Annotated in this window: 21 protein-coding genes and 1 riboswitch; of the genes, 11 read left to right on the forward strand and 10 right to left on the reverse strand. The window is 74.8% G+C overall.

Features of this window, described 5'->3' with window-relative positions; translation table 11 throughout:
* Positions 1–149: 149 nt before the first annotated feature.
* On the reverse strand, positions 150–1,073 hold the full coding sequence (locus ACFUVW_RS03380; RefSeq protein ID WP_430569938.1) for an SDR family oxidoreductase: 924 nt from the start codon (positions 1,071–1,073) through the stop codon (positions 150–152).
* 81 nt (positions 1,074–1,154) lie between these two features.
* Here ACFUVW_RS03380 and ACFUVW_RS03385 point away from each other — a divergent pair, with 81 nt between their 5' ends.
* Together ACFUVW_RS03385 and ACFUVW_RS03390 are read left to right on the forward strand one after the other, a co-directional pair.
* Positions 1,155–1,688: a low molecular weight protein-tyrosine-phosphatase gene (locus ACFUVW_RS03385; protein ID WP_430569957.1), complete on the forward strand. Its 534-nt coding sequence runs from the start codon at positions 1,155–1,157 to the stop codon at positions 1,686–1,688.
* 156 nt (positions 1,689–1,844) lie between these two features.
* Positions 1,845–2,390 carry a GNAT family N-acetyltransferase gene (locus tag ACFUVW_RS03390; RefSeq protein WP_430569939.1) on the forward strand — a complete coding sequence of 182 codons (546 nt, stop codon included), beginning with the start codon at positions 1,845–1,847 and terminating at the stop codon, positions 2,388–2,390.
* Here ACFUVW_RS03390 and ACFUVW_RS03395 read toward each other — a convergent pair.
* Genes ACFUVW_RS03395 through ACFUVW_RS03410 form a run of 4 tightly spaced genes read right to left on the reverse strand, consistent with a single transcriptional unit; the run spans position 2,323 to position 7,976 of the window.
* On the reverse strand, positions 2,323–3,471 hold the full coding sequence (locus ACFUVW_RS03395; RefSeq protein ID WP_430569940.1) for an alpha/beta hydrolase: 1,149 nt from the start codon (positions 3,469–3,471) through the stop codon (positions 2,323–2,325). The two genes, ACFUVW_RS03390 and ACFUVW_RS03395, sit on opposite strands and share 68 nt — an antisense overlap.
* Before the next feature lie 56 nt (positions 3,472–3,527).
* Complete coding sequence (locus tag ACFUVW_RS03400) at positions 3,528–4,973, reverse strand: gluconate:H+ symporter (RefSeq protein WP_430569941.1); 1,446 nt, start codon at positions 4,971–4,973, stop codon at positions 3,528–3,530.
* A 17-nt stretch (positions 4,974–4,990) separates the two neighbouring features.
* Entirely contained in the window at positions 4,991–6,607 is a 1,617-nt protein-coding gene (locus ACFUVW_RS03405; RefSeq protein ID WP_430569942.1) for an amidohydrolase family protein, read from the reverse strand.
* Positions 6,608–6,635: 28 nt separating this feature from the next.
* Entirely contained in the window at positions 6,636–7,976 is a 1,341-nt protein-coding gene (locus ACFUVW_RS03410; protein ID WP_430569943.1) for an amino acid deaminase, read from the reverse strand.
* A gap of 107 nt (positions 7,977–8,083) precedes the next feature.
* Here ACFUVW_RS03410 and ACFUVW_RS03415 point away from each other — a divergent pair, with 107 nt between their 5' ends.
* On the forward strand, positions 8,084–8,500 hold the full coding sequence (locus tag ACFUVW_RS03415; protein ID WP_430569944.1) for a RidA family protein: 417 nt from the start codon (positions 8,084–8,086) through the stop codon (positions 8,498–8,500).
* 40 nt (positions 8,501–8,540) lie between these two features.
* Here the strand turns inward: ACFUVW_RS03415 and ACFUVW_RS03420 are convergent, their stop codons facing one another.
* From ACFUVW_RS03420 to ACFUVW_RS03435, 4 genes are read right to left on the reverse strand one after another with little or no spacing between them, the layout of a single operon-like run.
* Positions 8,541–9,413 carry a Nif3-like dinuclear metal center hexameric protein gene (locus ACFUVW_RS03420; RefSeq protein ID WP_430569945.1) on the reverse strand — a complete coding sequence of 291 codons (873 nt, stop codon included), beginning with the start codon at positions 9,411–9,413 and terminating at the stop codon, positions 8,541–8,543.
* A 31-nt stretch (positions 9,414–9,444) separates the two neighbouring features.
* A complete protein-coding gene (locus ACFUVW_RS03425) occupies positions 9,445–10,227 on the reverse strand; it encodes an HAD-IIA family hydrolase (RefSeq protein ID WP_430569946.1) in 783 nt (260 codons plus the stop codon).
* A complete protein-coding gene (locus ACFUVW_RS03430; RefSeq protein WP_430569947.1) occupies positions 10,224–10,793 on the reverse strand; it encodes an AAA family ATPase in 570 nt (189 codons plus the stop codon). Before ACFUVW_RS03430 ends, ACFUVW_RS03425 begins: the two co-directional genes overlap by 4 nt.
* Positions 10,794–10,800: 7 nt before the next feature.
* Positions 10,801–11,343, reverse strand: a complete 543-nt coding sequence (locus tag ACFUVW_RS03435) for a DnaJ family domain-containing protein (RefSeq protein WP_430569948.1) — start codon at positions 11,341–11,343, stop codon at positions 10,801–10,803.
* A gap of 82 nt (positions 11,344–11,425) precedes the next feature.
* Between ACFUVW_RS03435 and ACFUVW_RS03440 the strand changes: the two genes are divergently transcribed.
* From ACFUVW_RS03440 to ACFUVW_RS03450, 3 genes are all read left to right on the forward strand, one after another.
* Complete coding sequence (locus tag ACFUVW_RS03440; RefSeq protein WP_430569949.1) at positions 11,426–12,607, forward strand: aminotransferase class I/II-fold pyridoxal phosphate-dependent enzyme; 1,182 nt, start codon at positions 11,426–11,428, stop codon at positions 12,605–12,607.
* Positions 12,608–12,747: 140 nt separating this feature from the next.
* Positions 12,748–13,515 carry an endonuclease/exonuclease/phosphatase family protein gene (locus ACFUVW_RS03445; RefSeq protein ID WP_430569950.1) on the forward strand — a complete coding sequence of 256 codons (768 nt, stop codon included), beginning with the start codon at positions 12,748–12,750 and terminating at the stop codon, positions 13,513–13,515.
* Positions 13,512–14,009, forward strand: coding sequence for a DUF6328 family protein (locus ACFUVW_RS03450; protein ID WP_430569951.1), 498 nt, complete (start codon positions 13,512–13,514; stop codon positions 14,007–14,009). The genes ACFUVW_RS03445 and ACFUVW_RS03450 overlap by 4 nt, the downstream gene beginning before the upstream one ends.
* Positions 14,010–14,028: 19 nt before the next feature.
* Here the strand turns inward: ACFUVW_RS03450 and ACFUVW_RS03455 are convergent, their stop codons facing one another.
* Entirely contained in the window at positions 14,029–14,484 is a 456-nt protein-coding gene (locus ACFUVW_RS03455; protein WP_430569952.1) for a hypothetical protein, read from the reverse strand.
* Positions 14,485–14,669: 185 nt separating this feature from the next.
* Here ACFUVW_RS03455 and ACFUVW_RS03460 point away from each other — a divergent pair, with 185 nt between their 5' ends.
* From ACFUVW_RS03460 to gcvH, 5 genes are all read left to right on the forward strand, one after another.
* Positions 14,670–15,578, forward strand: coding sequence for a LysR family transcriptional regulator (locus ACFUVW_RS03460; RefSeq protein ID WP_430569953.1), 909 nt, complete (start codon positions 14,670–14,672; stop codon positions 15,576–15,578).
* A 72-nt stretch (positions 15,579–15,650) separates the two neighbouring features.
* Positions 15,651–16,310 (forward strand): HdeD family acid-resistance protein, encoded by a 660-nt coding sequence (locus ACFUVW_RS03465; RefSeq protein WP_430569954.1) that lies wholly within the window; start codon positions 15,651–15,653, stop codon positions 16,308–16,310.
* A gap of 78 nt (positions 16,311–16,388) precedes the next feature.
* Positions 16,389–16,495: riboswitch (glycine riboswitch) on the forward strand.
* Positions 16,496–16,821: 326 nt separating this feature from the next.
* Positions 16,822–19,743: an aminomethyl-transferring glycine dehydrogenase gene (gene gcvP, locus ACFUVW_RS03470; RefSeq protein WP_430569958.1), complete on the forward strand. Its 2,922-nt coding sequence runs from the start codon at positions 16,822–16,824 to the stop codon at positions 19,741–19,743.
* Between the two features lie 93 nt (positions 19,744–19,836).
* A complete protein-coding gene (gene gcvT, locus ACFUVW_RS03475) occupies positions 19,837–20,991 on the forward strand; it encodes a glycine cleavage system aminomethyltransferase GcvT (RefSeq protein ID WP_430569955.1) in 1,155 nt (384 codons plus the stop codon).
* Positions 20,992–21,062: 71 nt separating this feature from the next.
* Entirely contained in the window at positions 21,063–21,431 is a 369-nt protein-coding gene (gcvH, locus tag ACFUVW_RS03480) for a glycine cleavage system protein GcvH (protein ID WP_430569956.1), read from the forward strand.
* Positions 21,432–21,551: the final 120 nt, after the last annotated feature.

The raw sequence follows: 21,551 nt of genomic DNA on the forward strand, positions 1-21,551 counted from the left end.
ACCACCTCATGGGTCCGAAGAGTCTTCACTGCTCGGATCACCTCCCTTCTCATGTGCCGACGACGCTACGCCCGCACGGCGAGGGAGGCCAAGGGTTTTCCTCAGGGTGAACTCCGCAGGCTGAACTCCGCAGGACGACGAGGCCGGGATCAGGCGCGCCGCAGGTGCGCCCACTCGCCCGGGTAGTCGTCCAGCCACTGGGCGAGCGAACGCGCGGGCCGCCCGACGAGACGGCCGACGTCGTCGGAGACGTGCGCCAGCTCGCCCGCGGCGATGGCGGTGTACGACGAGACCCACCCGTCGAGCTCGAACGGCTCCGCCCCGTACCCGGCGCGGGAGGCGTACGCCTCGTCCTCCGTCTCCGGGTGGTAGGTGAGGTCGCGGCCGGCGGCGCGGCCCAGCGTCGCCGCGACCTCGTCGAGGGTGAGCGCCTGCGGACCGGTGACCTCGTAGATCGCGCCGTCGTGCCGGGCGGGCCGCTCGTCGAGGATGACGGCGGTCGCGACGTCCGCGACGTCGTCGTGCGACACGGCCGCCACGCGCCCGTCCGCCGCGGGGCCGCGGATCACGCCGTCGCGCCCCACGAACATGCTCAGCGCGTGGAAGTAGAGGTTGTCGCGCAGCACGGTCCAGCGCAGGCCGGTGCGGGCGGCGACGGCGGTCAGGTGCTCCTCGGTGTGCCAGTGGTCGCGCGCGAAGGTGAACGTGGCGTCCGGCGCCGCGCCCGCGAACGACGTGTACACGAGGCGCTCGACGCCGGCCGTCGCGGCCGCGTCGATCATCGCGGCGTGCTGCGCGACGCGGTCCGGGGCCTCGCGCGCGCTCACCAGGAACACGGTGCGCACGCCCTCGAACGCGGCGCGCATCGCCTCGGTGTCGCGGTAGCCGTCGGCGACGGCGAGCTCGCACTCCGGCAGCGCCCGCCCGTCCGACAGGCGCGGGGCGCGTGCCGGGTCCCGCACGACCAGTCGTTGCCGCGCGCCCTCCGCCGCGAGCCGGAACGCCAGCCGGGACCCGAGCCGTCCGCTCGCCCCGGTCACGGCGATCCGCCCGTCCGCCGCCCATCTCGCCATGCATTCACGGTAGGCACGGATCGGGGGCCGGGCTCGGCGAGAGGTGAGAATGGCACGGTGACCGCCACCCCGTACCGCGTGATGACCGTCTGCACCGGCAACATCTGCCGCTCCCCCATGGCCGAGATCGTGCTGCGCGACCGGCTCGAGGCCGCAGGCCTCGGCGACCGCGTCGTCGTGGACTCCTCGGGCGTGAGCGACGAGGAGCACGGCAACCCCGTCGACGGCCGGGCGCGGCGCGTGCTCGCGGCGCACGGCTACCCGACCGGCGACGGCCACCGCGCCCGCCAGGTGACCTCCGCGGACCTCGCCGGCCACGACCTGGTGCTGCCCATGACGGCGCAGCACGCGCGCCGCCTGCGCCGCCTCGCCGACGGCGCCGCGGGCTCGCCCGGGCTCGCCGAGATCCGCCTGTACCGGTCGTTCGACCCCGACGCCCCCGTCGTCGAGCCGGGCGGCGACGAGCACCTGCTGGACGTCGACGACCCCTGGTACGGCGACGAGTCCGGCTTCGAGACCACCATGGCCGAGATCGAGGCCGCCGCCGACGGGATCGTCGCGCACGTGCGTGCCCGGCTCGAGGGGGCGTCGACCCAGCGAACCGCCGCGAGGTAGTACCAAGCCTGCCGAGGTAGTACCAGTTCGCGCGAGGTAGTGCGGACTACCTCGGCGGTTACTACCTCGCCGAGGTCCGTACTACCTCGCCGAGATCCGTACTACCTCGCGGAGGATGGTGGGCGGGCCGCAGCCGCGGGATGGAAGGATCGCTCCATGACCACTCCGCCCGCCCCGCTCACCGTCCGCCGCGCCCGCGAGGACGAGTGGCGCCAGACGCGCGACCTGCGCCTGGCGGCGCTCCAGGACCCGGCGGCGCCGGTGGCGTTCCTGGAGACGCACGACGTCGCGGCGGCCCGCCCGGACGCGTTCTGGCAGGAGCGGGCGCGGGGCAACGCGACCAGCGACACGGTGGCGGCGTTCGTCGCCGTCGACGCGGACGGGCGCTGGGTCGGCACGACGACCGGCCTCGTCGAGGAGCCGGGCGCGACCGACGTCCTGGGCGGTCCGGTGACGCGGCGGCAGGTGCACCTGGTGGGCGTGTTCGTGCGGCCCGAGCACCGCGGCGGCGGCCTGCTCGCGCGGCTGTTCGACGGCGTGCAGGACTGGGCGCGGGGCCTCGGTGTCGAGCGGGCGCGACTGTGCGTGCACGTCGACAACCCCCGTGCCCAGGCCGCCTACCGCAAGCTCGGGTTCACGCCGTCGGGCGACCGCTTCGTGCTCGAGCAGGGCGAGGAGATCGAGCTGGTGCGGGCACTCTGACCGCAGGCCGCGACGGGCGGCCGCGCCCGAAGGCCCGGCGCCACCAGGCGGCCAGCCCCTGCGGTTCCGGCTCGGCCGCGGGTGGCAGGGACGGCACGTAGGCGCCGACCCAGCGGGCGATCTCGCGCCACACGACGTCGCGTACGGCGGGGGCGGAGAGGGTGACGTCGTGCAGGGCGCCGTCGATCCGGACCAGCGTCACGAGGCTGCCCAGCGCGGGGACGCGGCGCGCCACGCCGCCCACCTCGAGCACCGAGTCGGTGGTCATCATCTCGGGGCTCCACCGCACGGGCGCCGTCGACCGGGTCGACAGCAGCACCAGCACCGGCACGTCGATGCCGAGGCCGCGGGCCACGCGCTCCTGCCCCTGGAAGATGGCCGAGAGCCACGCCGGCGTCGTGCGCCACCCCGTGTCGGGGCGCCACGCCGGATCGATGTCCCACGCGCCGTCGAACCGCCGGGAGACGCTGCGGGCGTAGAACCCGAGGTCCACGTTCACCAGGTGGCTGCGCGGCGCGAGCGCGGCCTGGGCGCGCAGGCCCGGCTCCAGCACCCACCGCCCCACGCTGCGGGTCTGGAACTCGAGCCAGGGGCTGTTGAGCACCAGCGCGTCGGCGCGGCCCGGCCGGTGCGACACCCACAGGCTGAGCACCAGCCCGCCCGTGGAGTGGCCCATGAGCACCAGCCGGCGGTCCGACGACGCCTTCGGGCCGTGGCCGAGCACCGCCAGCGCGGCCTCGACGTCCTCGTCGTACGTCGCCAGCGCGGTGACGAACCCCGGCGTCTGGTGCTCGCGCAGGCTGCGGCCGTACTTGCGCAGGTCGAGGGCGTAGAACCGCGCCCCCTGCCGCTCCCAGAACGCCGCCAGGTGGGTCTGGAAGAAGTAGTCCACCCAGCCGTGCACGTACAGGACGTCGATGCCGGCGTCGGGCGTCGCGTCGCCGCCGCCGGGCTCCGGGGCGCGGCGTACGAGCGTCGCGACGACGTCGCCCTCGAAGTCCGGCTCCAGCGGCAGGGTCAGCCGCTCGAAGCCGGGCAGCACGTCGGGCTCCCACGCGCTGCTCGTGCCGGCCTGCTCCACGACCCGAACGTAAGGAACCCGGCGCGCCGGCGCGACCGGGCGTGCTGTGCGCCCGGCTACACCACGAGCCAGAGCAGCCAGGTGAAGACCAGCCCGAGCACGGCGATGATCGTCTCCATCACCGTCCAGGTCTTCAACGTCTGCCCGACGGTCATGCCGAAGTACTCCTTGACCAGCCAGAACCCGGCGTCGTTGACGTGCGACAGGATCAACGACCCGGCGCCGATGGCGAGCACGAGGAGCGCGAGGTGCGTCGGCGTCAGGCCGGTGGCCAGCGGCGCGACGATGCCGGACGCCGTGACGATGGCGACCGTGGCGGAGCCGGTGGCGATGCGCACCAGGACGGCGATGAGCCAGCCGAGCAGCAGGATCGACAGGCTCATCGCGACGGCGGCCTTGCCGATCGCGACGCCCGTGCCGCCCTCGACCAGCACGGCCTTGAAGCCGCCACCGGCGCCGACGATCATCGTGGCGCTCGCGATGGGCTTGAGGCTCTCGGTCATCTTCGAGCCGAGGGTGCCGAGCGAGAACCCGACGCTGGTGCCGAACGTGATCATCGCGAGCAGGACGGCGATGAGCAGCGCCACCAGCGGCTCGCCGATGAACGAGACGAACGGGAAGAACCACGAGTCCGGGCTGGCCCACACCTCGACGCCGGCGCGCACCAGCATGAGGATCACCGGGCTGAGGATGGTCACCAGCGTGAGCACGAACGTGGGGTTGCGGGTCTTCACCGTGCCCGGCTCGGCCGAGACGGCGGCGTCGCCCCCGTCCGTGTCGCCGGCGACGATGCCACCGCCACCGCCCTGCGCGCCGATGGGCACGAGGCGCGCGGCGAACCGGCCCCACACCGGCCCGGCGAGGATCACGGTGGGCACCGCGATGAGCAGGCCGAGCGCCATGGTGATGCCGACGTCGGCGCGGAGGTTGCCGATGGCGGCCAGCGGGCCGGGGTGCGGGGGCACGAAGCCGTGGAGCACCGACAGGCCGGCCAGCGCCGGCATCGCCAGCAGCATCGCCGGCAGGCCGGAGCGGCGCACCGCCAGCATGATCACCGGGATCAGCAGCACCAGCCCGACCTCGAAGAACATCGGGATGCCGATGAGGAACGCGATGAGCGCCATCCGCCAGGGCAGGCTGCCGGTGCTGCCGCGGAAGATCTTGTCGACGATCTCGTCGGCTCCCCCGGAGTCGGCGAGCAGCTTGCCGAGCATGGCGCCCAGCACCACCAGCACGCCGACGGTGCCCAGCACGTCGCCGACGCCGGTCTCGAACACCCCGGCGACGTCGCCGAGCGGGATGCCGGACCCGATCGCCACGAACAGCGACCCGATGGTCAGGGCGAGGAAGCCGTGCATCTTGAGCATCGTGATGAGCAGCACCACGACGGCGATGCCGATGGCGGTGACCACGAGCACCTGCGTGTCGTGCTCCGCCCACGGCTGGTTGATCAGCTCGAGGGTGTTGTCGTCGTCCCCCGCGGCCTGCAGCAGCGTGCGCATCCCGGGTTCCTCCTGTCTCAGCGGGTGCCGGCCCCCGTGCGCCGCAGCGCGTGCCCGGGGAGGGCGTCGGTGCGTGCGCCGTCGTCGATGACGGCGACGCCGTCGACCAGGACCAGGTCGATCCCGGTGGCCTGCTGGCGCGGGTCCTCGAACGTGGCGGTGTCCTGGACGGTGTCGGGGTCGAGCAGCACGAGGTCCGCGGCGAACCCCGGGCGGACCAGGCCGCGGTCGACCAGCTTCAGCCGGGCCGCGGGGCGGCCCGTGAGGTGGTGCACGCAGTCCTCGAGCGTGAGGACGCCGAGCTCGCGCACGTACCGCGCGAGGTAGCGCGGGAACGTGCCCCACGCGCGCGGGTGCGGGCGCCCGCCCACGAGGATCGCGTCGGAGCCGCCGCAGTGCGTGCGGTGCTGCATGATCGCCCGCACGTTCTCCTCGTGGCCCACGTGCTGCAGGATCGTCGTGCCGAGCTTGTCGGCCACGAGCTGCTCGACGAAGACGTCGCCCGGCGCGCGGCCCTCGTCGCGGGCGATCGCCTCGACCGTGCGGCCCACGCGGCCCGCGAGCGCGGGGTTCTGCACCCCGCTGATCTCGATCGTGTCCCACTCCGCGACGCAGCCGTGGCAGCCGTCCGTGCCGACGTGCTCCAGCTCGTACAGGATGCGCTCGCGGTCGGCGGGGTCGGCCAGCCGGGCGAGCAGCGCGTCGGTGCCGCCGGAGAAGGACCAGCTCGGCAGGATCGCGCTGAGCGTCGTCGAGCCGGGCAGGTACGGGTACGTGTCCAGCGTGACGTCGACGCCGTCGTCCAGGGCCGCGTCGATCAGGGCGAGCAGCTCGCCCGCGCGCCCCTTGTTGGGCGCGAAGTTCATCGTCGCGTGCGTGAGGTGCAGCGCGCAGCCCGTCGCGCGGGCCAGGTCGATCATCTCCGCGTACGCCTCGAGCGCGCCCTTGCCGTACGACCGGTGGTGCGGGCTGTAGTAGCCGTCGTGGGCGGCGACGACGCGCAGCAGCGCGGCGAGCTCGTCGTCGTCCGCGTACATGCCCGGCGTGTACGTGAGGCCGCTGCTCATCCCCAGCGCGCCCTCCCGCATCCCCTGGGCGAGCAGCTCGCTCATCCGGGCGACCTCCGCGGGCGTCGCGGGGCGCTCGTCCGGCCCGACGACGAGGTGGCGCAGCGTGCCCTGCGGCACCAGGTACGCGGCGTGGCAGGCGATCCCGCGGTCCAGGCGGTCGAGGTAGCCGGCCACCGACTCCCAGTCCCAGGCGAAGCCCTCGGGGTCGTCGTTCCAGCCCGCGATCTGGGCGCGGATCGCGGTGCGCGTGCGCTCGTCGACGGGCGCGAACGACAGGCCGTCCTGGCCCAGCACCTCCAGCGTGACGCCCTGGCTCACCTTCGCCGTGTGGTCCGGGTTCGCGAGGAGCTGCACGTCGGAGTGCGCGTGCATGTCGATGAAGCCGGGCGTCAGGGCGCGCCCGTCGGCATCCACCGTGCGGCGGGCGCCCTCCGCACGGGCGTCCGAGCGGCCCCCGTCGACGGCGGTGACGCGCCCGTCGGTCACGGCGACGTCGGCGACGACGCCGGGCGCGCCCGTGCCGTCGAGCACCAGCGCGTCGCGGATCAGCCAGTCGGCGGTCATTGCTCGCGGTCCCCTCTCAGACCAGTACTCAGAACCAGGTGCGCACGAGGTCGACGACGACCGGGTCGGCCGCGTCGGCGTCGTCGACCACCGGCACGAGCGTCCACTTGTCCATCGCCGTGCACGGGTGCGACAGGCCCAGCCGCAGCTCGTCGCCGATCCGGAGGTCCACGCCGTCGCCGCCCCACCGCAGGAAGCCGTGCTGGTCGTTGAGCGCGGTCACCTGGACGCCCGGGACGGCGGCGGGATCCTCGCCCGCCGCGCGCGGGCGGCGGAGCTGCACCTCGGGCAGGCCCTCGTCGAACGGCAGGTCGCGCTTGCCGGCGTCGAACAGCGCCAGGCCCGGCTCGGGCTGCGAGCTCACGCGGACCCACCCGTGCATCGCGCTGCGGAACCCCGGCCCGCCGCTGCGCGGCTCCTCCCCCAGCGGGGAGATGTGCCGGTAGAAGCCGTCGTCGTGCACGACGTACGCCCCGCTGCGCAGCACCACGCGCGTGCCCGTCGCGACCAGCGGCGACATCACCTCGTCGACGACGTCGAAGTACGCGCTGCCGCCCGCCGTCACGATCGGCACCTCCACCTCGTACCGCCCGTCCGCGACCAGGCGCTCGTGCACCTCGACCATGTCGCGCAGGTAGCCGCGCACCACGTCCCGGCTGTGGGCGTCGGAGTCGTGCGCGAGCGCGCCCTCGTACCCGCCGACGCCGGCCAGGCGCAGGTGCGGGGACGCGACCACGCGCTCCGCCGCCGCCAGCGCCGTGTCCAGGTCGCGCGCGCCGGTCCGCCCGCCCGCGCCGCCGCGCTCGACGAGCACGTCGATCGGCGGGCGCGAGCCCGACGCACCCACGTGCGCCGCGAGCGCGTCGTGCATGAGGTCCACCGTGACGGGCGAGTCCGCCCAGACCAGCACCCGCAGGTCGCGGTCGGCCGCCAGCTCGTCCGCGATCCAGCGCAGCGCGAGCGGCGAGATCACGCTGTTCGCGACCATCACGCGGCTCACGCCGAACTCGAGGGCCACGCCCAGCTGGAAGGGGTTCGCGACCGTGATCGCCCACGCCCCGGCGTCGACCTGCTCGGCCCACAGCTGCGGCGCCATCGTCGTCTTGCCGTGCGGGGCGAGGTCGAGACCGCGCTCGGCGCACCAGTCGGCCATCACCCGCAGGTTGGTGTCGAGCGCCGCCCGGGACAGCGTGAGCAGCGGGGTGGGGAGCTGCGACAGCCGGGGGTGGCGCTCGCGGACCTCCGCGACGGTCAGCCCCCACAGCTCGGGCGGGATCGCCTTGTGCCGCCAGCCGACGCGCTCGCCCTCCCGGGCGGCGACCTTCTCGCGGTCGATCCGACAGGTGTCCTCGGCTCCGGTACCGTCCATCGTCAGGCCCTCCTCGTTCCCCCGTCGACGGTGCGACGATGCCGCACCGCGCGTCGAAATGCACGCCGGGTCCAGAGTGGCCGTACCACCCCCGAAAGGACGAGCACATGGCTGAGCAGACCTCGAAGACCGCGATCTCCACCGACCAGGCCCCCGCCCCGGCCCACACGTTCCACCAGGGCGTGCGGGTCGGCAACCTGCTGCAGGTCTCCGGGCAGGGCCCCGTGGACCCGGCGACCAACGAGTACCTCTACCCCGGCGACGTCGCCGCGCAGACGACGCGCACGCTGCAGAACGTCGAGGCGATCGTGAAGGCCGGCGGCGGCACGATGGCGGACGTCGTCATGCTGCGCGTCTACCTCACGACGCGCGACGACTTCGCCGCCATGAACGACGCGTACGGCGCGTTCCTCACCGAGCGTCTCGGCCCGGACGCCGTGCTGCCGTCGCGCACCACCGTCATGGTCGGGCTGCCCCGCGAGGAGATGCTCGTCGAGATCGACGCGCTCGCGTACGTCGACTGACCCGCGTGGCCCGGCGTGGCCCGGCGTGGCCGGGCCGCGTTCAACCCGCCGGCCGCTCGGCCGGGCGCTCCGTGGGGAGCGCTGGCCGGGCGAGGTCCGGCGCGGGCAGGAACGTCACCGGCACCTCGGGCACGACGTCGCGCAGCCAGTCGGCGAAGAGCGCCGCCCCCGCCTGCTCGGACGGCACGTGCCCGGCCACGACCAGGCCCTTCGGCGCGCCTCTGCCGGTCGTGCCGAGGTGCGCGGCGTCCAGCGCGTACGACTGCGTCTCCCACTCGTGCGCCTCGCCCACGACGACGACGTCCACGTCGGCGCGACGCAGCAGCGCGCGGTTGCGCGCGAAGCCGCGGAACCCCAGGTCCAGGCCGACGCGCCGCACGAGCTGGTCCGGGTCGCCCACGTAGCGGGCCGTGCGCGCGCCGAGCGCCGTCGCGACGTGCGCGGCCAGCTCGCCCAGCGTCGTCGGCCCGACCTCGCAGACCGACGCCCCCTCCGCGGCGGGGTCGAGCGACCAGCCCAGCGCGCGGGCCGTGCCCTCGTCGACGCCGTCCGGGCGCCGGTCGTGCCAGGCGTCGTGCGCCCGCCACACGACGAGGCCGTGGTCGGCGACGAACGCGCGCTTGGCCGCGAGCACCGGGTCGCCCTCCGCCTCCAGGTCGGGCACCGCGGCCCCCGTGTGGTCGTAGTCGGGCGGCTCGTGCGTGACGACGACGTTCGCCCCGGCCGCGACCGCGCGCTCCAGCACCTCGAGCGTGGCCAGCGTCGTCACCGCGACGCCGCGCACCAGGGTGCCGGGGTCGCCGACGACCAGGCCGTCGACCGTCGTCGGTCGCGGCGTCACGGCCAGCGCAGCCGCCGCGCGGGAGGCCAGGCACGCGGCGGTGAGGGTCGGGTCGTGGGGGCGCGTCGTCACGGCGTCACGGTAGCCGCCGCCTCCCACGCCCTCACGGCCGGCCGAGCAGCCCCGGCGGGGCGGTGAGGTCGTCCAGCACGTGCTCGGCCCGCGGCAGGGAGTCGTCGTCGGCCTGCCGGGCGAACTTGCCGGTGCGCACCAGCACCGTGCGGACCCCGGCGGCGAGGCCCATCGCGACGTCGGACGACCGGTCGTCGCCCACCACCCAGGTGCGGTCGGGTGCGGGTTCCGGGTGGACCGTGCCGAGCGCGAGCCGCAGGAACTCCGTGCTCGGCTTGCCCAGCGTGCGCGCCGTGACCTCCGCGCCGTGCTCGATCGCGGCGACCACCGACCCGGTGTCGAGCGCGGGCCGGCCGCCCCGCAGGAACCAGCGGCCGTGCTGCAGCGCCAGCAGCTCCGCGCCGCCGAGGACCGCGCGGAACGCGGCGTCGAGGGCGGGGTAGTCGAGCTCGTCGTGCACGTCGCCGACCAGCACGTGCGTGGGGTCGTCCTCCGCCCCGACGACGTCGAGGCGCGCGGCGAGCTGGTCGCGGACGGCAGCCGTGGCAAGCACGTGCACCCGCGCGCCCGTCCCCTCGAGGTCCGCGACCGCGGCGTCGACCGGGGTGAACAGCTCGGTCGCGTCGAGGCGAAGGCCCATCCCCCGCAGCCGCGCGACGATCGAGGCCGAGTCCTGCGAGTCCGTGTTCGTGACGAACCGGACGGCGTGGCCGTCGTCGCGCAGCGCGGTGACGGCGTCGTCGACCCCGGGCACGAGGCGGTCGCCCTCGTAGACCGTGCCCTGCAGGTCGAGCAGGACGGCGTGCCCGGTCACGGCCGCACTCCCCCGGCCGCGACCGGGCCCGGCACCCGCAGCGCCCCGGCGCGCAGCAGGTCGCGGACCCGTGCCGCGAGGCCGCCGGGCGACGCGGCGTCGTCGCGCAGGACGGCGTCGTCCGCGGTCCCGCCGACCTCGGCGGCGAACGCCGCGTGCATGGCCCGCGTGGCGTCGGGGTCGTCGAAGCCGTGCCCCGTGCGCGCGCCCACGCGGGCGAGGCACACGCCGACCGGCGGCAGCAGGACGGCGCGGTGCACGGCGACGCCGGCGTCCGCGGCGCGGGCCGCGAGATCCTCGGCGGCGTCCTGGTGCAGCACGCCGTCGTAGACCACCCAGGCGTCGGAGCGCGCGAACTCGACCGTCGCGGCGAGCGCGGCCCGGCCCGCCGGCGCGGTCTGGGCCGCGGCCTCCGGGAGCCACGGGTCGACGGCGCCGCGTCGCCAGCGCCCGAAGAACCAGTCGGCCTCGAGGAGCACGGAGGGGTCGAGCAGGTCGGCCAGCTCCCCCGCGACGGCGGACTTCCCCGATCCCGGAGGTCCCGTCACCACGACGACGTCGCCCACGGCGGCCTCAGAGGATCCCGCGCGCGCGGCGGCGCTCGCGCCACCGCTGCACCTCGCGCTCGACGTCGCGCGTGGGCGTCACGACCGGCGGGCCGCCGAGCAGCTGCCGGCGGGCGTCGACGACCCGCGCGTTGAAGTCCTCGACGATCGCGCGGACGCGCCCCTCCTCGGGCTCGCGGTCGAGCGTCTCGTCCAGCTCGGCGTCGTCGCGGCGCAGCTGCGCGGCCGGCAGGACGCCGGTGATCTGCTCGCGCTCGACCAGGTTCTTGAGCCACCAGTCGGGGTCGTGCGTGCCGCGCAGCCCGGGGATGGGCTTGCCGGCCAGCGGCAGGTCGTCGAACTCGCCGCGGCGGATCGCCTGGTCGACGACGGTGTCCACCCACAGCGCGCGGTCGTCCATGCGCCGGCGGGGCTGCGCGGCCGAGCGGTCGGCGCCGCCGGTCTCCGTGCCCGGGTCCGCGGCCTCGTCCGCCGCGATCTCGCGGTCCACCTGGTACTGCGCGGCCCGGCGCGCGGGGTCGCTCGGGTCGTCGCGGCGGCGTCGGAACATCGGCATCCCCTCGGGTCGTCTCCGCCCAGCCTAGGCGCGGACCGACCGACCACGGCGGTGGGCGACCCGGCATGATGGCCGTATGAAGGTCTCCCGCCGCAGCCACGTGCCGCCGTTCGCCGTCATGCAGGTGCTGGCCACGGCGAACGAGCGCCGCGCGGCCGGGCACGACGTGCTCAACCTGTGCGCGGGCGAGCCATCCACCGGGGCGTCGGACGTGGTGCGGGAGAAGGCGGCGGAGCTGCTGCGCACCGCGGACCTCGGCTACACCGAGTCGATGGGCGTGCCCGCGCTCAGGCGCGAGATCGCCGGGCACTACCGGCGGTGGTACGACGTCGACGTCGACCCGTCGCGCATCGCCGTGACGACCGGGTCGAGCGGCGGGTTCCTGCTCGCGTTCCTCGCCGCGTTCGACGTCGGCGACCGGGTGGCGCTGGCCCGGCCCGGCTACCCGGCGTACAAGAACATCCTCGCGGCGCTGGGCTGCGAGGTGGTGGAGCTCGACTGCGGCCCCGACACCCGGTACCAGCCCATGGTCTCCCAGCTCATGGAGGCGTACTACGAGGGCGGGCTGGACGGCCTGGTCGTCGCGTCGCCCGCCAACCCGACGGGCACGATGCTGCCGCCCGCGGAACTGGCCGCGCTCGCCCGCTGGTGCGACGAGCACGACGTCCGCCTGATCAGCGACGAGATCTACCACGGCATCGCCTACTCGGCCGATGTACAGCAGGCCACCGCCGCGATGTACACGGGCTCCGGTGCGGTGGTGGTCAACTCGTTCTCCAAGTACTGGGCCATGACCGGGTGGCGGCTGGGCTGGCTCGTGCTGCCCGACGAGCTGGTCGGCCCCGTCGACGCGCTCGCCGGCAACGTCGCCCTCTCGCCCCCGGCGCTGGCGCAGCACGCCGGCGTCGCGGCCTTCTCCCCGGCCGGCTACGCCGCCGCGGCCGACAACGTCGCCCGGTACGCGGCGTCGCGCGCCGCCCTGCTCGACCGCGTGGACGAGCTCGGCTGGCGGCCCGTCGCGCCCGCCGACGGCGCGTTCTACCTGTACGGGAACGTCGCGGGCTTCCGCGACGCCGTCGGCGGCGACTCGGTGACCTACTGCCGCCGCCTGCTCGCCGAGGCCGACGTCGCGATCACCCCCGGCGCGGACTTCGACGTCGTGGGCGGCGGCGACTGGGTGCGCCTCTCCTTCGCCGCGGCACCCGACGTCGTCTCCCGCGCCGTCGACCGCATCGTCGCCTGGCACCGCACCCTCTGACGACGAGGGAGCAGGTCGCGCACCGGTCGTGGGTGCGAGACGCCGCATCGTGCGGGAGGCTCGCACTACCTCACGGGGTGCCGGCGCTCCCTCGGCCGGCCCGGTGCTACCTCGCGGACGGAGGACGGATGATCCGGCTGGTGACGGCGAACGTCCAGCACGCCCTGGTGGACGGCAGGCAGGTGGACCTCGACCGGCTCGGGGCGGCGCTGGCCGCGCTGGACGCCGACGTGGTGGCGCTGCAGGAGGTGGACCACGGCCAGGTCCGGTCGGACGGTGAGGCGCAGGCGTACCGGGTCGCCACGGCGCTCGGGATGCCGGAGCACCGCTTCGTCCCCGCCGTCCGCGGGCCGCTCGACCCGGCGTGGCGCCGTCGTCGGGCCCCCCGGACGACCGAGGGCGACGACGGCCGCCTCCCCGCCCCGCCCGGCTACGGCATCGCGCTGCTGAGCCGCCACCCGGTGCGTGCGTGGCACGCCATGCGCCTGCCCGGCCTGAACCTCCCGGGGCTGCCGCCGCTGGGCCTCGACGAGCCGCGCGTCGCCGTCGCGGCCGCCGTGTCGACCCCCGACGGCCGGCTGACCGTCGCCGCCACGCACCTGTCCCAGCGCGAACCGTGGAAGGGCGCGCAGCTGCGGCGGCTGCGGCGGCGGCTGCGGCACGCGCCGCGCCCGCTGGTGCTGCTGGGCGACCTCAACACGCGCGGCGACCTGCCCGCCCGGCGCACCGGCTGGCGTGAGCTCGTGCACGTGCCGACCTATCCGCGTACGCGGCCCTGGATCCGGATCGACCACGTGCTGGCCGACGGCCCGGTGGCCGCGGCCGGCGCGGCACGGGCCGTGGACCTCGGGGTCAGCGACCACCGCGCCGTCGTGGTCGACGTCGCGCTCGGCGAGGAGGCGGCATGACCGACGTGCCCACCGGGGGCGTCCCGGACCGCGGGCACGGCCGCCCGGAGACGCCGGAGCAGCGCTCGGACCGGAACTGGAACGAGCTGCTGCAGGAGCTGCGCGTCATGCAGACGGGCGTGCAGATCCTCACCGGCTTCCTGCTGATCCTGCCGTTCCAGAGCCGCTTCGCGGACCTGGACGACGTGCAGCGCACGGTGTACCTCGTGCTCGTGCTCGTGTGCGTGGCCACGACGGGGCTCCTCGTCGCCCCGGTCGCGCTGCACCGGGCGCTGTTCCGCAAGCACCTCAAGCGCTCGGTGGTGACCGGGGGCGACCGGATGACGCGCGCCGGCCTGGTGCTCCTGGCGATCGCGCTGGCGGGCACCGCCGAGCTGGTGTTCGACGTCGTCCTGGGCCGCACGGCGGGGATCGTCGTGGGCACCGCGTCGGCGGTCGTGCTGCTCAGCCTGTGGGCGGTCGTGCCCGCGATCGTGCGGCACCGCCGGGAGTGACGCGGGGCTCGGACCCGCGTCAGGCGGCGAGGTCGACGCGCTCCTGGCGCGGCAGCTCCGCGACCTCGGCCACGGGTGCGGCGTCCAGGGTCTCGGCGTGCAGGGTCTCGGCGACGAGGGCGCCGGCGGTCGGGTCCGCCGAGCCGTCGACGACGGCCGCGGCGTGCGGGTCGCCGGTCGCCTGGACGGCGGCGAGCTGAGCGGCGGCGGCTCGCTCGGCGCGACGCGTGCGGGCGATGGTGCGCATCGCGAAGGCGCCGATGATGACGGCGGCGACGTTCGCGAGGGCGGACGGCCAGATGCCGTTCATGATCGCGATGAGGAGCATCACGGCCGCGCCGGCGAAGTTGGCCAGCTGGAACTGGATGCCGTCGGCCGTCCAGCGGCCCTTGCTCACCATGCCGTAGGCGAGGACGACGGCGATGGCGCCGACCCACCCGAGGGCAGTAATCACGGTCAGCAGGGAGATCGTCATGACGGGCACCTCCGGGGGGTCGGCGTGGCACACGTGTGCCACGGGAAGGAAGAACTGAGGATGTGTGGGACGCCGCCCCCGAGAACCGGGAGCCGGAGAGTCCGGCCGGCGTCGAAACGATTCTGCAGCACGATCTGCGTTCAGCACAATCAAATCCTTCTCCGACCGGCAGTTAGTATCTCTACATGGCTACAGACCCACGGAGACTTGCCTTCCTCCTTGCCGTGCACCGCGCCGGGGGCGTGCTCGCGGCAGCAGACCTTCTGCATGTCACCCCGTCCGCGGTGTCGCAGCAGATCGCCCGGCTCGAGGCCGAGGAGGGCATCGCCGTCCTCGACCGCGGTCCGCGAGGCGTCACCCTCACCCCCGCGGGCCGCGTGCTGGCCGAGGCGGGCGAGCGGATCGAGGCCGAGCTGCTCGAGGCCCGGCAGGCGATCGCCGGGCTCGGCGAGGGGGTGAGCGGCAAGGTCGTGCTGGGCGCCTTCCAGACGGGCATCCGCGCCGTCGTCGCCCCGATGCTCCTGGACCTGGCCGAGCAGTACCCCGCCGTCGAGGTGGACGTGCGCGAGCACGAGCCGGCGGAGGCGATCCGGATGCTGCGCGCCGGCGACCTCGACGTCATCCTGCTCGAGCGCGACGCCGACATGGACTCCCCCGCCCCCCGCGGCGTGCACGACGTCCCGCTGCTCGACGAGCCGTGGTGCGTCGTCGTGCCCGCGGGCCTGCCCATGCCCGAACGCCTCGACGACCTGGCGAACCTGCAGTGGGTGGGCGCGGAGCCCGACACCGCGTCCGACCGCGCGCTGCGCCGCCTGGCCCGCACGCTGGGCGCGACCGTCAGCCAGCGGCACGCCTTCTTCGACTTCGACACGGCGCTCTCGCTCGTCGCGGCGAACCAGGGCGTGGCGATGCTTCCCGCGCTCGCGCTGCAGGGCGGGGACGTGCCGGAGGGCGTCGAGGTCGCGCGTCTCGCCGGTCTCGGCACCCGCCGCATCGTGGCGCGGCACCGCGCCACGCGGCACGAGCCCGGCCCGGCCGTGCGGGCCGTCGTCGACGCGATGGTCGAGGTGACCCGCGACCTCGAGCTCGGCTGACGGTCGCCCTCGCGCGCGACGCCGCAGGTCCCCGGCGCGCGACCCGGCGGCACCGCTTCTAGCATCGCGAGCATGAGCGACACGACGTCGGGCTCGGGCGGGTCGTCGGGTGCGGGGGCCGCTCCCCTGTCCGACCGGACCTTCGGCGTCGCGCGCCGCCTCTGGGGCCTGGTCTACCTGCGCGCGCTCCTGTACCTGGTGGCCGGGATCGTGCTGTTCGCGAACCCCGACCGCGGGCTCGTCTGGGTGCGGTGGCTCGTCGGCCTGGTGATCGTCGCCCAGGGTGTGCTGCTCACCGTCGAGGGCGCCCCCACCAAGCGGTCGGGCCGCCCGCAGGGCGCGGGCGACGAGATCAGCTGGCGCTTGATCGCGGGCGTCGTCAGCCTCCTCGCGGGCGTCCTCATCATCGTGTGGCCGTCCATGAGCGGCCCGGTGCTGTACCTGGTCGTGGCGGTGTGGGCGTGCGCGGCCGGCGTGGTCGGCGTCATCGGCGCGCTGCGCGGGCGGGCGCTGCGCACGACGTCGTGGGACTGGCAGCTCGTCAACGCGGTGCTGTGGATCGTGCTCGGCCTGGTCATGCTGCTGCGGCCCAGCTCGGACGTCGCGACGGGGGCGCAGCTGCTGGCGCTCTACCTGCTGCTCGCCGGCGCGGTGCTGGTCGTGGGCGCGTTCGCCACCGGCACGCGCGCCCGCGACGCCCGCAAGGCCCGGGAGGGCACCGAGGCCGGGTAGGATCGGCCGCGTCACACCGCAGCCCCGGCTGCCCCACAACGCGGCCGCACCCCCGGGTGCGGTTGCCACATAGCCGCTCGAACCGCGACGGGAGAGCTCGCGCCGTGCCCCGCAAGGTGGCCGGCCGGCGCCGAAGGAGCAACCCTCCCCGGGAATCTCTCAGGCATCCGTACCGTCACGGCGAGGCAACTCTGGAAAGCGGCCCTGCTCCGTCCTCGTGACGGCGCGGGCCCACCGACGGTGCAAGTCGGCGCGCCCCGTCGACGTCGTAGGTCACGTCTGCGACGACGCCATGGCGGACCGGCAAAACTCTCAGGTCGACGCGCGCGCGTCCGATGACAGAGCGGGGAGGACCCGCCAGTCCCCGCCTGCCCGGCCCGACCCTCGGAGCTCCGACGTGACCACCCTCCCGGACGACTCGCCCGCGAACCTCTCGGGCGCCCTCCTCGGCATCGACCCCGACGTCTTCGCCGACCGGCACGTGGGCCCGCGCGGCCGCGAGGTCGCCGCGATGCTCGAGACCCTCGGCCACGCGAGCCTCGACGCCCTGGTGGACGCCGCCGTCCCCGCGTCGATCCGCACGGACCGCCCGCTGGACCTGCCGGCCGCCCGCTCGGAGGCCGAGGTGCTCGCCCACCTGCGCGACCTCGCGGGGAAGAACCAGGTCAAGCGGCAGATGATCGGCCTGGGCTACTACGGCACCACCACTCCCCCGGTGATCCGCCGCAACGTGCTCGAGTCGCCCGCCTGGTACACGGCGTACACGCCGTACCAGCCCGAGATCTCGCAGGGTCGCCTCGAGGCGCTGCTCAACTTCCAGCAGGCCGTCGAGGACCTCACGGGCCTCGGGATCGCCGGCGCGTCGCTGCTCGACGAGGCCACCGCCGTCGCGGAGGCCGTGGCGCTGATGTGGCGCGCGTCGCGCGCGAAGAGCGGCTACGTCGTGCTCGACGCCGACCTGTTCCCTCAGAGCCTCTCGGTCACGCGCGGCCGCGCGGAGGCCATCGGCCTGCCGGTGGTCGTGGTCCGGCTCGACGACGGCCTGGCGGCGGGGCTCGACGCGTTCGTCGCCGCCGGCGGCACCCTGCCCGACGGCGACCTGGTGGGCGTCGTGGTGCAGCAGGCCGGCGCGTCCGGCCGCGTGCTGGACGCGCGCGGCGTCGTCGCGGAGGCCAAGGAACGGGGCGCCCTGGTCACGGTGGCCGCGGACCTCCTGGCCCTCACCCTGCTGACCTCCCCCGGCGAGCTGGGCGCGGACGTCTCGGTCGGCTCGGCGCAGCGCTTCGGCGTCCCGCTGTTCTACGGCGGCCCGCACGCCGCCTTCATGGCGGTCCGCAAGGGCCTCGAGCGCCAGCTCCCCGGCCGTCTGGTCGGCGTCTCGACCGACGCCGACGGCGCCACGGGCCTGCGCCTCGCGCTCGCCACCCGCGAGCAGCACATCCGCCGCGAGAAGGCCACGAGCAACATCTGCACGGCCCAGGCGCTGCTCGCCATCGTGGCCTCGATGTACGCCGTCTACCACGGCCCCGACGGCCTCCGCGCGATCGCGGAGCGCACCCACGCCCGCGCCGCCGCCGTCGCGGCGGGCCTGCGCGCGGCGGGCGTCACGGTCGAGCACGACGTCTTCTTCGACACCGTCCGCGCCGTCGTCCCCGGCCGCGCACAGCAGGTCGTCGCCGCAGCCGCCGACGCCGGCTACAACCTGTACAAGGCCGACGCCGACCACGTACAGATCGCGTGCGACGAGACCACCACACAGTCAGACGTCGGTGCAGTCCTCGCCGCCTTCACGCGAGTGCTGACGAACGCCGACGCGGTGCAGGGAGCGGGGAGGTCGGAAACCCCTCGCGCGGACGTAGACCTTCCCGAAGTGGAGGGCGCCCAGGCGCCCGTGAACGCGTCCGCGCGAGGGGTTTCCGACCTCCCCGCGGCCGTGACCCGAACGACGCAGTACCTGCAGCACCCCATCTTCCACATCCACCGCAGCGAGACCTCGATGCTCCGCTACCTGCGGTCCCTCAGCGACAAGGACCTGGCGCTGGACCGCACGATGATCCCGCTGGGCTCGTGCACGATGAAGCTCAACGCGACGGCGGAGATGGAGGCCATCAGCTGGCCGGGCTTCGCGGACATCCACCCGTACGTGCCCGCTGACCAGGCGCTGGGGTACGCGGAGCTGGTGTCCACGCTGGAGGCGCAGCTCGCGGAGATCACGGGGTACGCGGGGGTGTCGGTGCAGCCGAACGCGGGCTCGCAGGGGGAGTTCGCGGGGCTGTTGGCGATCAAGGGCTACCACCGGTCGCGGGGCGAGGAGCACCGCGACATCGTGCTGATCCCGGCGTCGGCGCACGGCACGAACGCGGCGTCCGCGGCGCTGGCGGGGCTGCGCGTGGTGGTCGTGGCGACGGCGGACGACGGCGAGATCCAGCTGGACGACCTGCGGTCGAAGCTGGCGCAGCACGGGCCGCAGGTGGCCGGGATCATGATCACGTACCCGTCGACGCACGGCGTCTACGAGGAGCACGTGCGCGAGGTCTGCGACCTTGTACACGATGCAGGCGGTCAGGTGTACATCGACGGGGCGAACCTCAACGCGCTGGTCGGTCTGGCGCGGCCGGGGGAGTTCGGCGGCGACGTGTCGCACCTCAACCTGCACAAGACGTTCTGCATCCCGCACGGCGGCGGCGGCCCGGGCGTGGGCCCGGTCGCGGTGGCGGCGCACCTGGTGCCGTTCCTGCCGGCGGACCCGACGCCGGGGGTCGGCGCGCAGGACGGCATCGCGCCGGTGAGCGCGGCGCCGCACGGGTCGGCGGGCATCCTGCCGATCTCGTACGCCTACCTGGCGCTGATGGGCCCGGACGGGCTCACGGAGGCGTCGAAGGCCGCCGTCCTCACCGCCAACTACGTCGCGAAGCGGCTGGACCCGTACTTCCCGGTGCTCTACACGGGCGAGAACGGCCTGGTGGCGCACGAGTGCATCCTCGACCTGCGGCCGATGACCGCCGAGACCGGCGTGACCGCGGAGGACGTGGCCAAGCGCCTCATCGACTACGGCTTCCACGCGCCGACGATGTCGTTCCCGGTGGCGGGCACGCTCATGGTGGAGCCCACCGAGAGCGAGGACCTGGCCGAGCTCGACCGCTTCGTCGACGCCATGATCGCCATCCGCGGCGAGATCGACCGGGTCGCGGCGGGGGAGTGGACCGTGGACGACAACCCGCTGCGGCACGCCCCGCACACCGCGGCGAGCGTCGTCGCCGACGAGTGGACGCACCCGTACTCCCGCGAGCTCGCCGCCTACCCGGTGCCGAGCCTGCGGGCGGCGAAGTACTGGTCGCCCGTGCGCCGCATCGACGGGGCCAAGGGCGACCGCAACCTCGTGTGCGCCTGCCCGCCGCTGGAGTCCTACGCGGAGCCGGCCCCCACCCACTGACCCGTTGTGGGTGGGCTCGTGGCCCAGTTCTCGCCTCGAAGAGGGCCACGAGCGCACCCACAGCGACGACCGTGCACCACGAAGGGAGCCTCGATGGCCGAGGACCAGCAGGACAAGACCACGCCGCTGCACGACGAGCACGTCGCGCTGGGCGCCAGCCTCACCGGCTTCGGCGGGTGGCTGATGCCGCTGCGGTACACCTCCGACCTCGCGGAGCACCGCGCGGTGCGGGAGGCCGCGGGGCTGTTCGACCTGTCGCACATGGGGGAGATCCACCTCGAGGGGGCCGGGTCCGGCGCCGCGCTCGACGCCGCGCTGGTCGGCAACGCGAGCGCGATCGGTGTCGGCCGGGCGCGGTACTCGATGATCTGCGCCGAGGACGGCTCCGTGCTCGACGACCTCATCGTGTACCGCCTGGCGGACGAGCACTTCCTCGTCGTCGCGAACGCGGGCAACGCGCCGCGCGTCGCGGCCGAGCTGGTCGCACGGTCGGCCGGCTTCGACACGGTCGTCACGGACCGCTCGGCCGAGACGGCCCTGGTCGCGGTGCAGGGCCCGCAGGCCGAGGAGATCGTCGCGTCGCTCACCGCCGACGGCGACGTCGACACGGTGCGCGGCATGAGGTACTACGCCTCCGCGGAGGCCACGGTCGCGGGGATCGGCGTGCTCGTGGCCCGTACCGGGTACACGGGGGAGGACGGGTTCGAGCTCTTCGTGCCGGCCGACCGGGCCGTGGAGCTCTGGCGGGCGCTGCTCGCGGCGGGGGAGGGGCGCGGCCTGGTCCCCGCGGGCCTGTCCGCGCGCGACTCCCTGCGGCTCGAGGCGGGCATGCCGCTCTACGGGCACGAGCTCGACCAGACGACCACGCCGTACGAGGCGGGCCTCGGCCGCGTCGTGAAGCTCGACAAGACCGACGCCGCCGGCGCACCGCTGCCGTTCGTGGGCCGCGACGCCCTCGCGGCGCGCGCCCAGAGCGCTCCGGCGCGCGTCCTCGTCGGCCTGCGCGGGGAGGGCCGCCGCCCCGCCCGCGCGGGGTACGACGTCGTGCAGCGCGGCCTCGACGGCGCGGTGGGTGCCGTCGTCGGTCATGTGACGTCCGGCGCGCCGTCGCCGACGCTCGGTTACCCGGTCGCGATGGCGTACGTGACGCCCGAGGTGTCCGCCGAGGGCACCGAGCTGGCCGTCGACGTGCGCGGGCGCGCCGAGCCCTTCGTCGTCGTGCCGCTGCCCTTTTACAAGCGGTCGTAGGACGATCGTCCTGACCTCGCTCTGAGCCCGACCGCCGTCCAGCACGCAGAACCCCCGAAGGAGCAGTCCCCATGGCCGACTTCCCCGAGAACCTCCGCTACTCCGCCGAGCACGAGTGGGTGGACGATGCGTCGCCCGCCACGATCGGCGTCACGTCCGTCGCCGCCGACGCGCTGGGCGACGTCGTCTACCTCGAGCTCCCCGAGGTGGGCGCGACGATCGAGGCGGGCGCCGTCGTCGGCGAGATCGAGTCCACCAAGTCCGTCTCGGAGCTGTACTCGCCGGTGAGCGGCACCGTCGTCGAGGTCAACCAGTCGGCCGTGGACGACCCGGCCGTGGTGAACTCCGACCCGTTCGGCGCGGGCTGGCTCTTCAAGGTGGACGTGACCTCCCGCGGCGCCCTGCTGACGGCCGACGAGTACGCCGCACAGGCCGGCTGACGCCTTCGCCGCACTCCGTGACCGAATCGTGATCATCGGGCCCGAAATGCGTTGATTGCCTGGGATAACCGCGCTGACCTGCGACGACACGGCCGGCCGCGCCCTTCGACGGGGCGCGGC

This window comes from Isoptericola sp. NPDC057391 (assembly GCF_042668085.1).
Taxonomy (GTDB): Bacteria; Actinomycetota; Actinomycetes; order Actinomycetales; family Cellulomonadaceae; genus Isoptericola.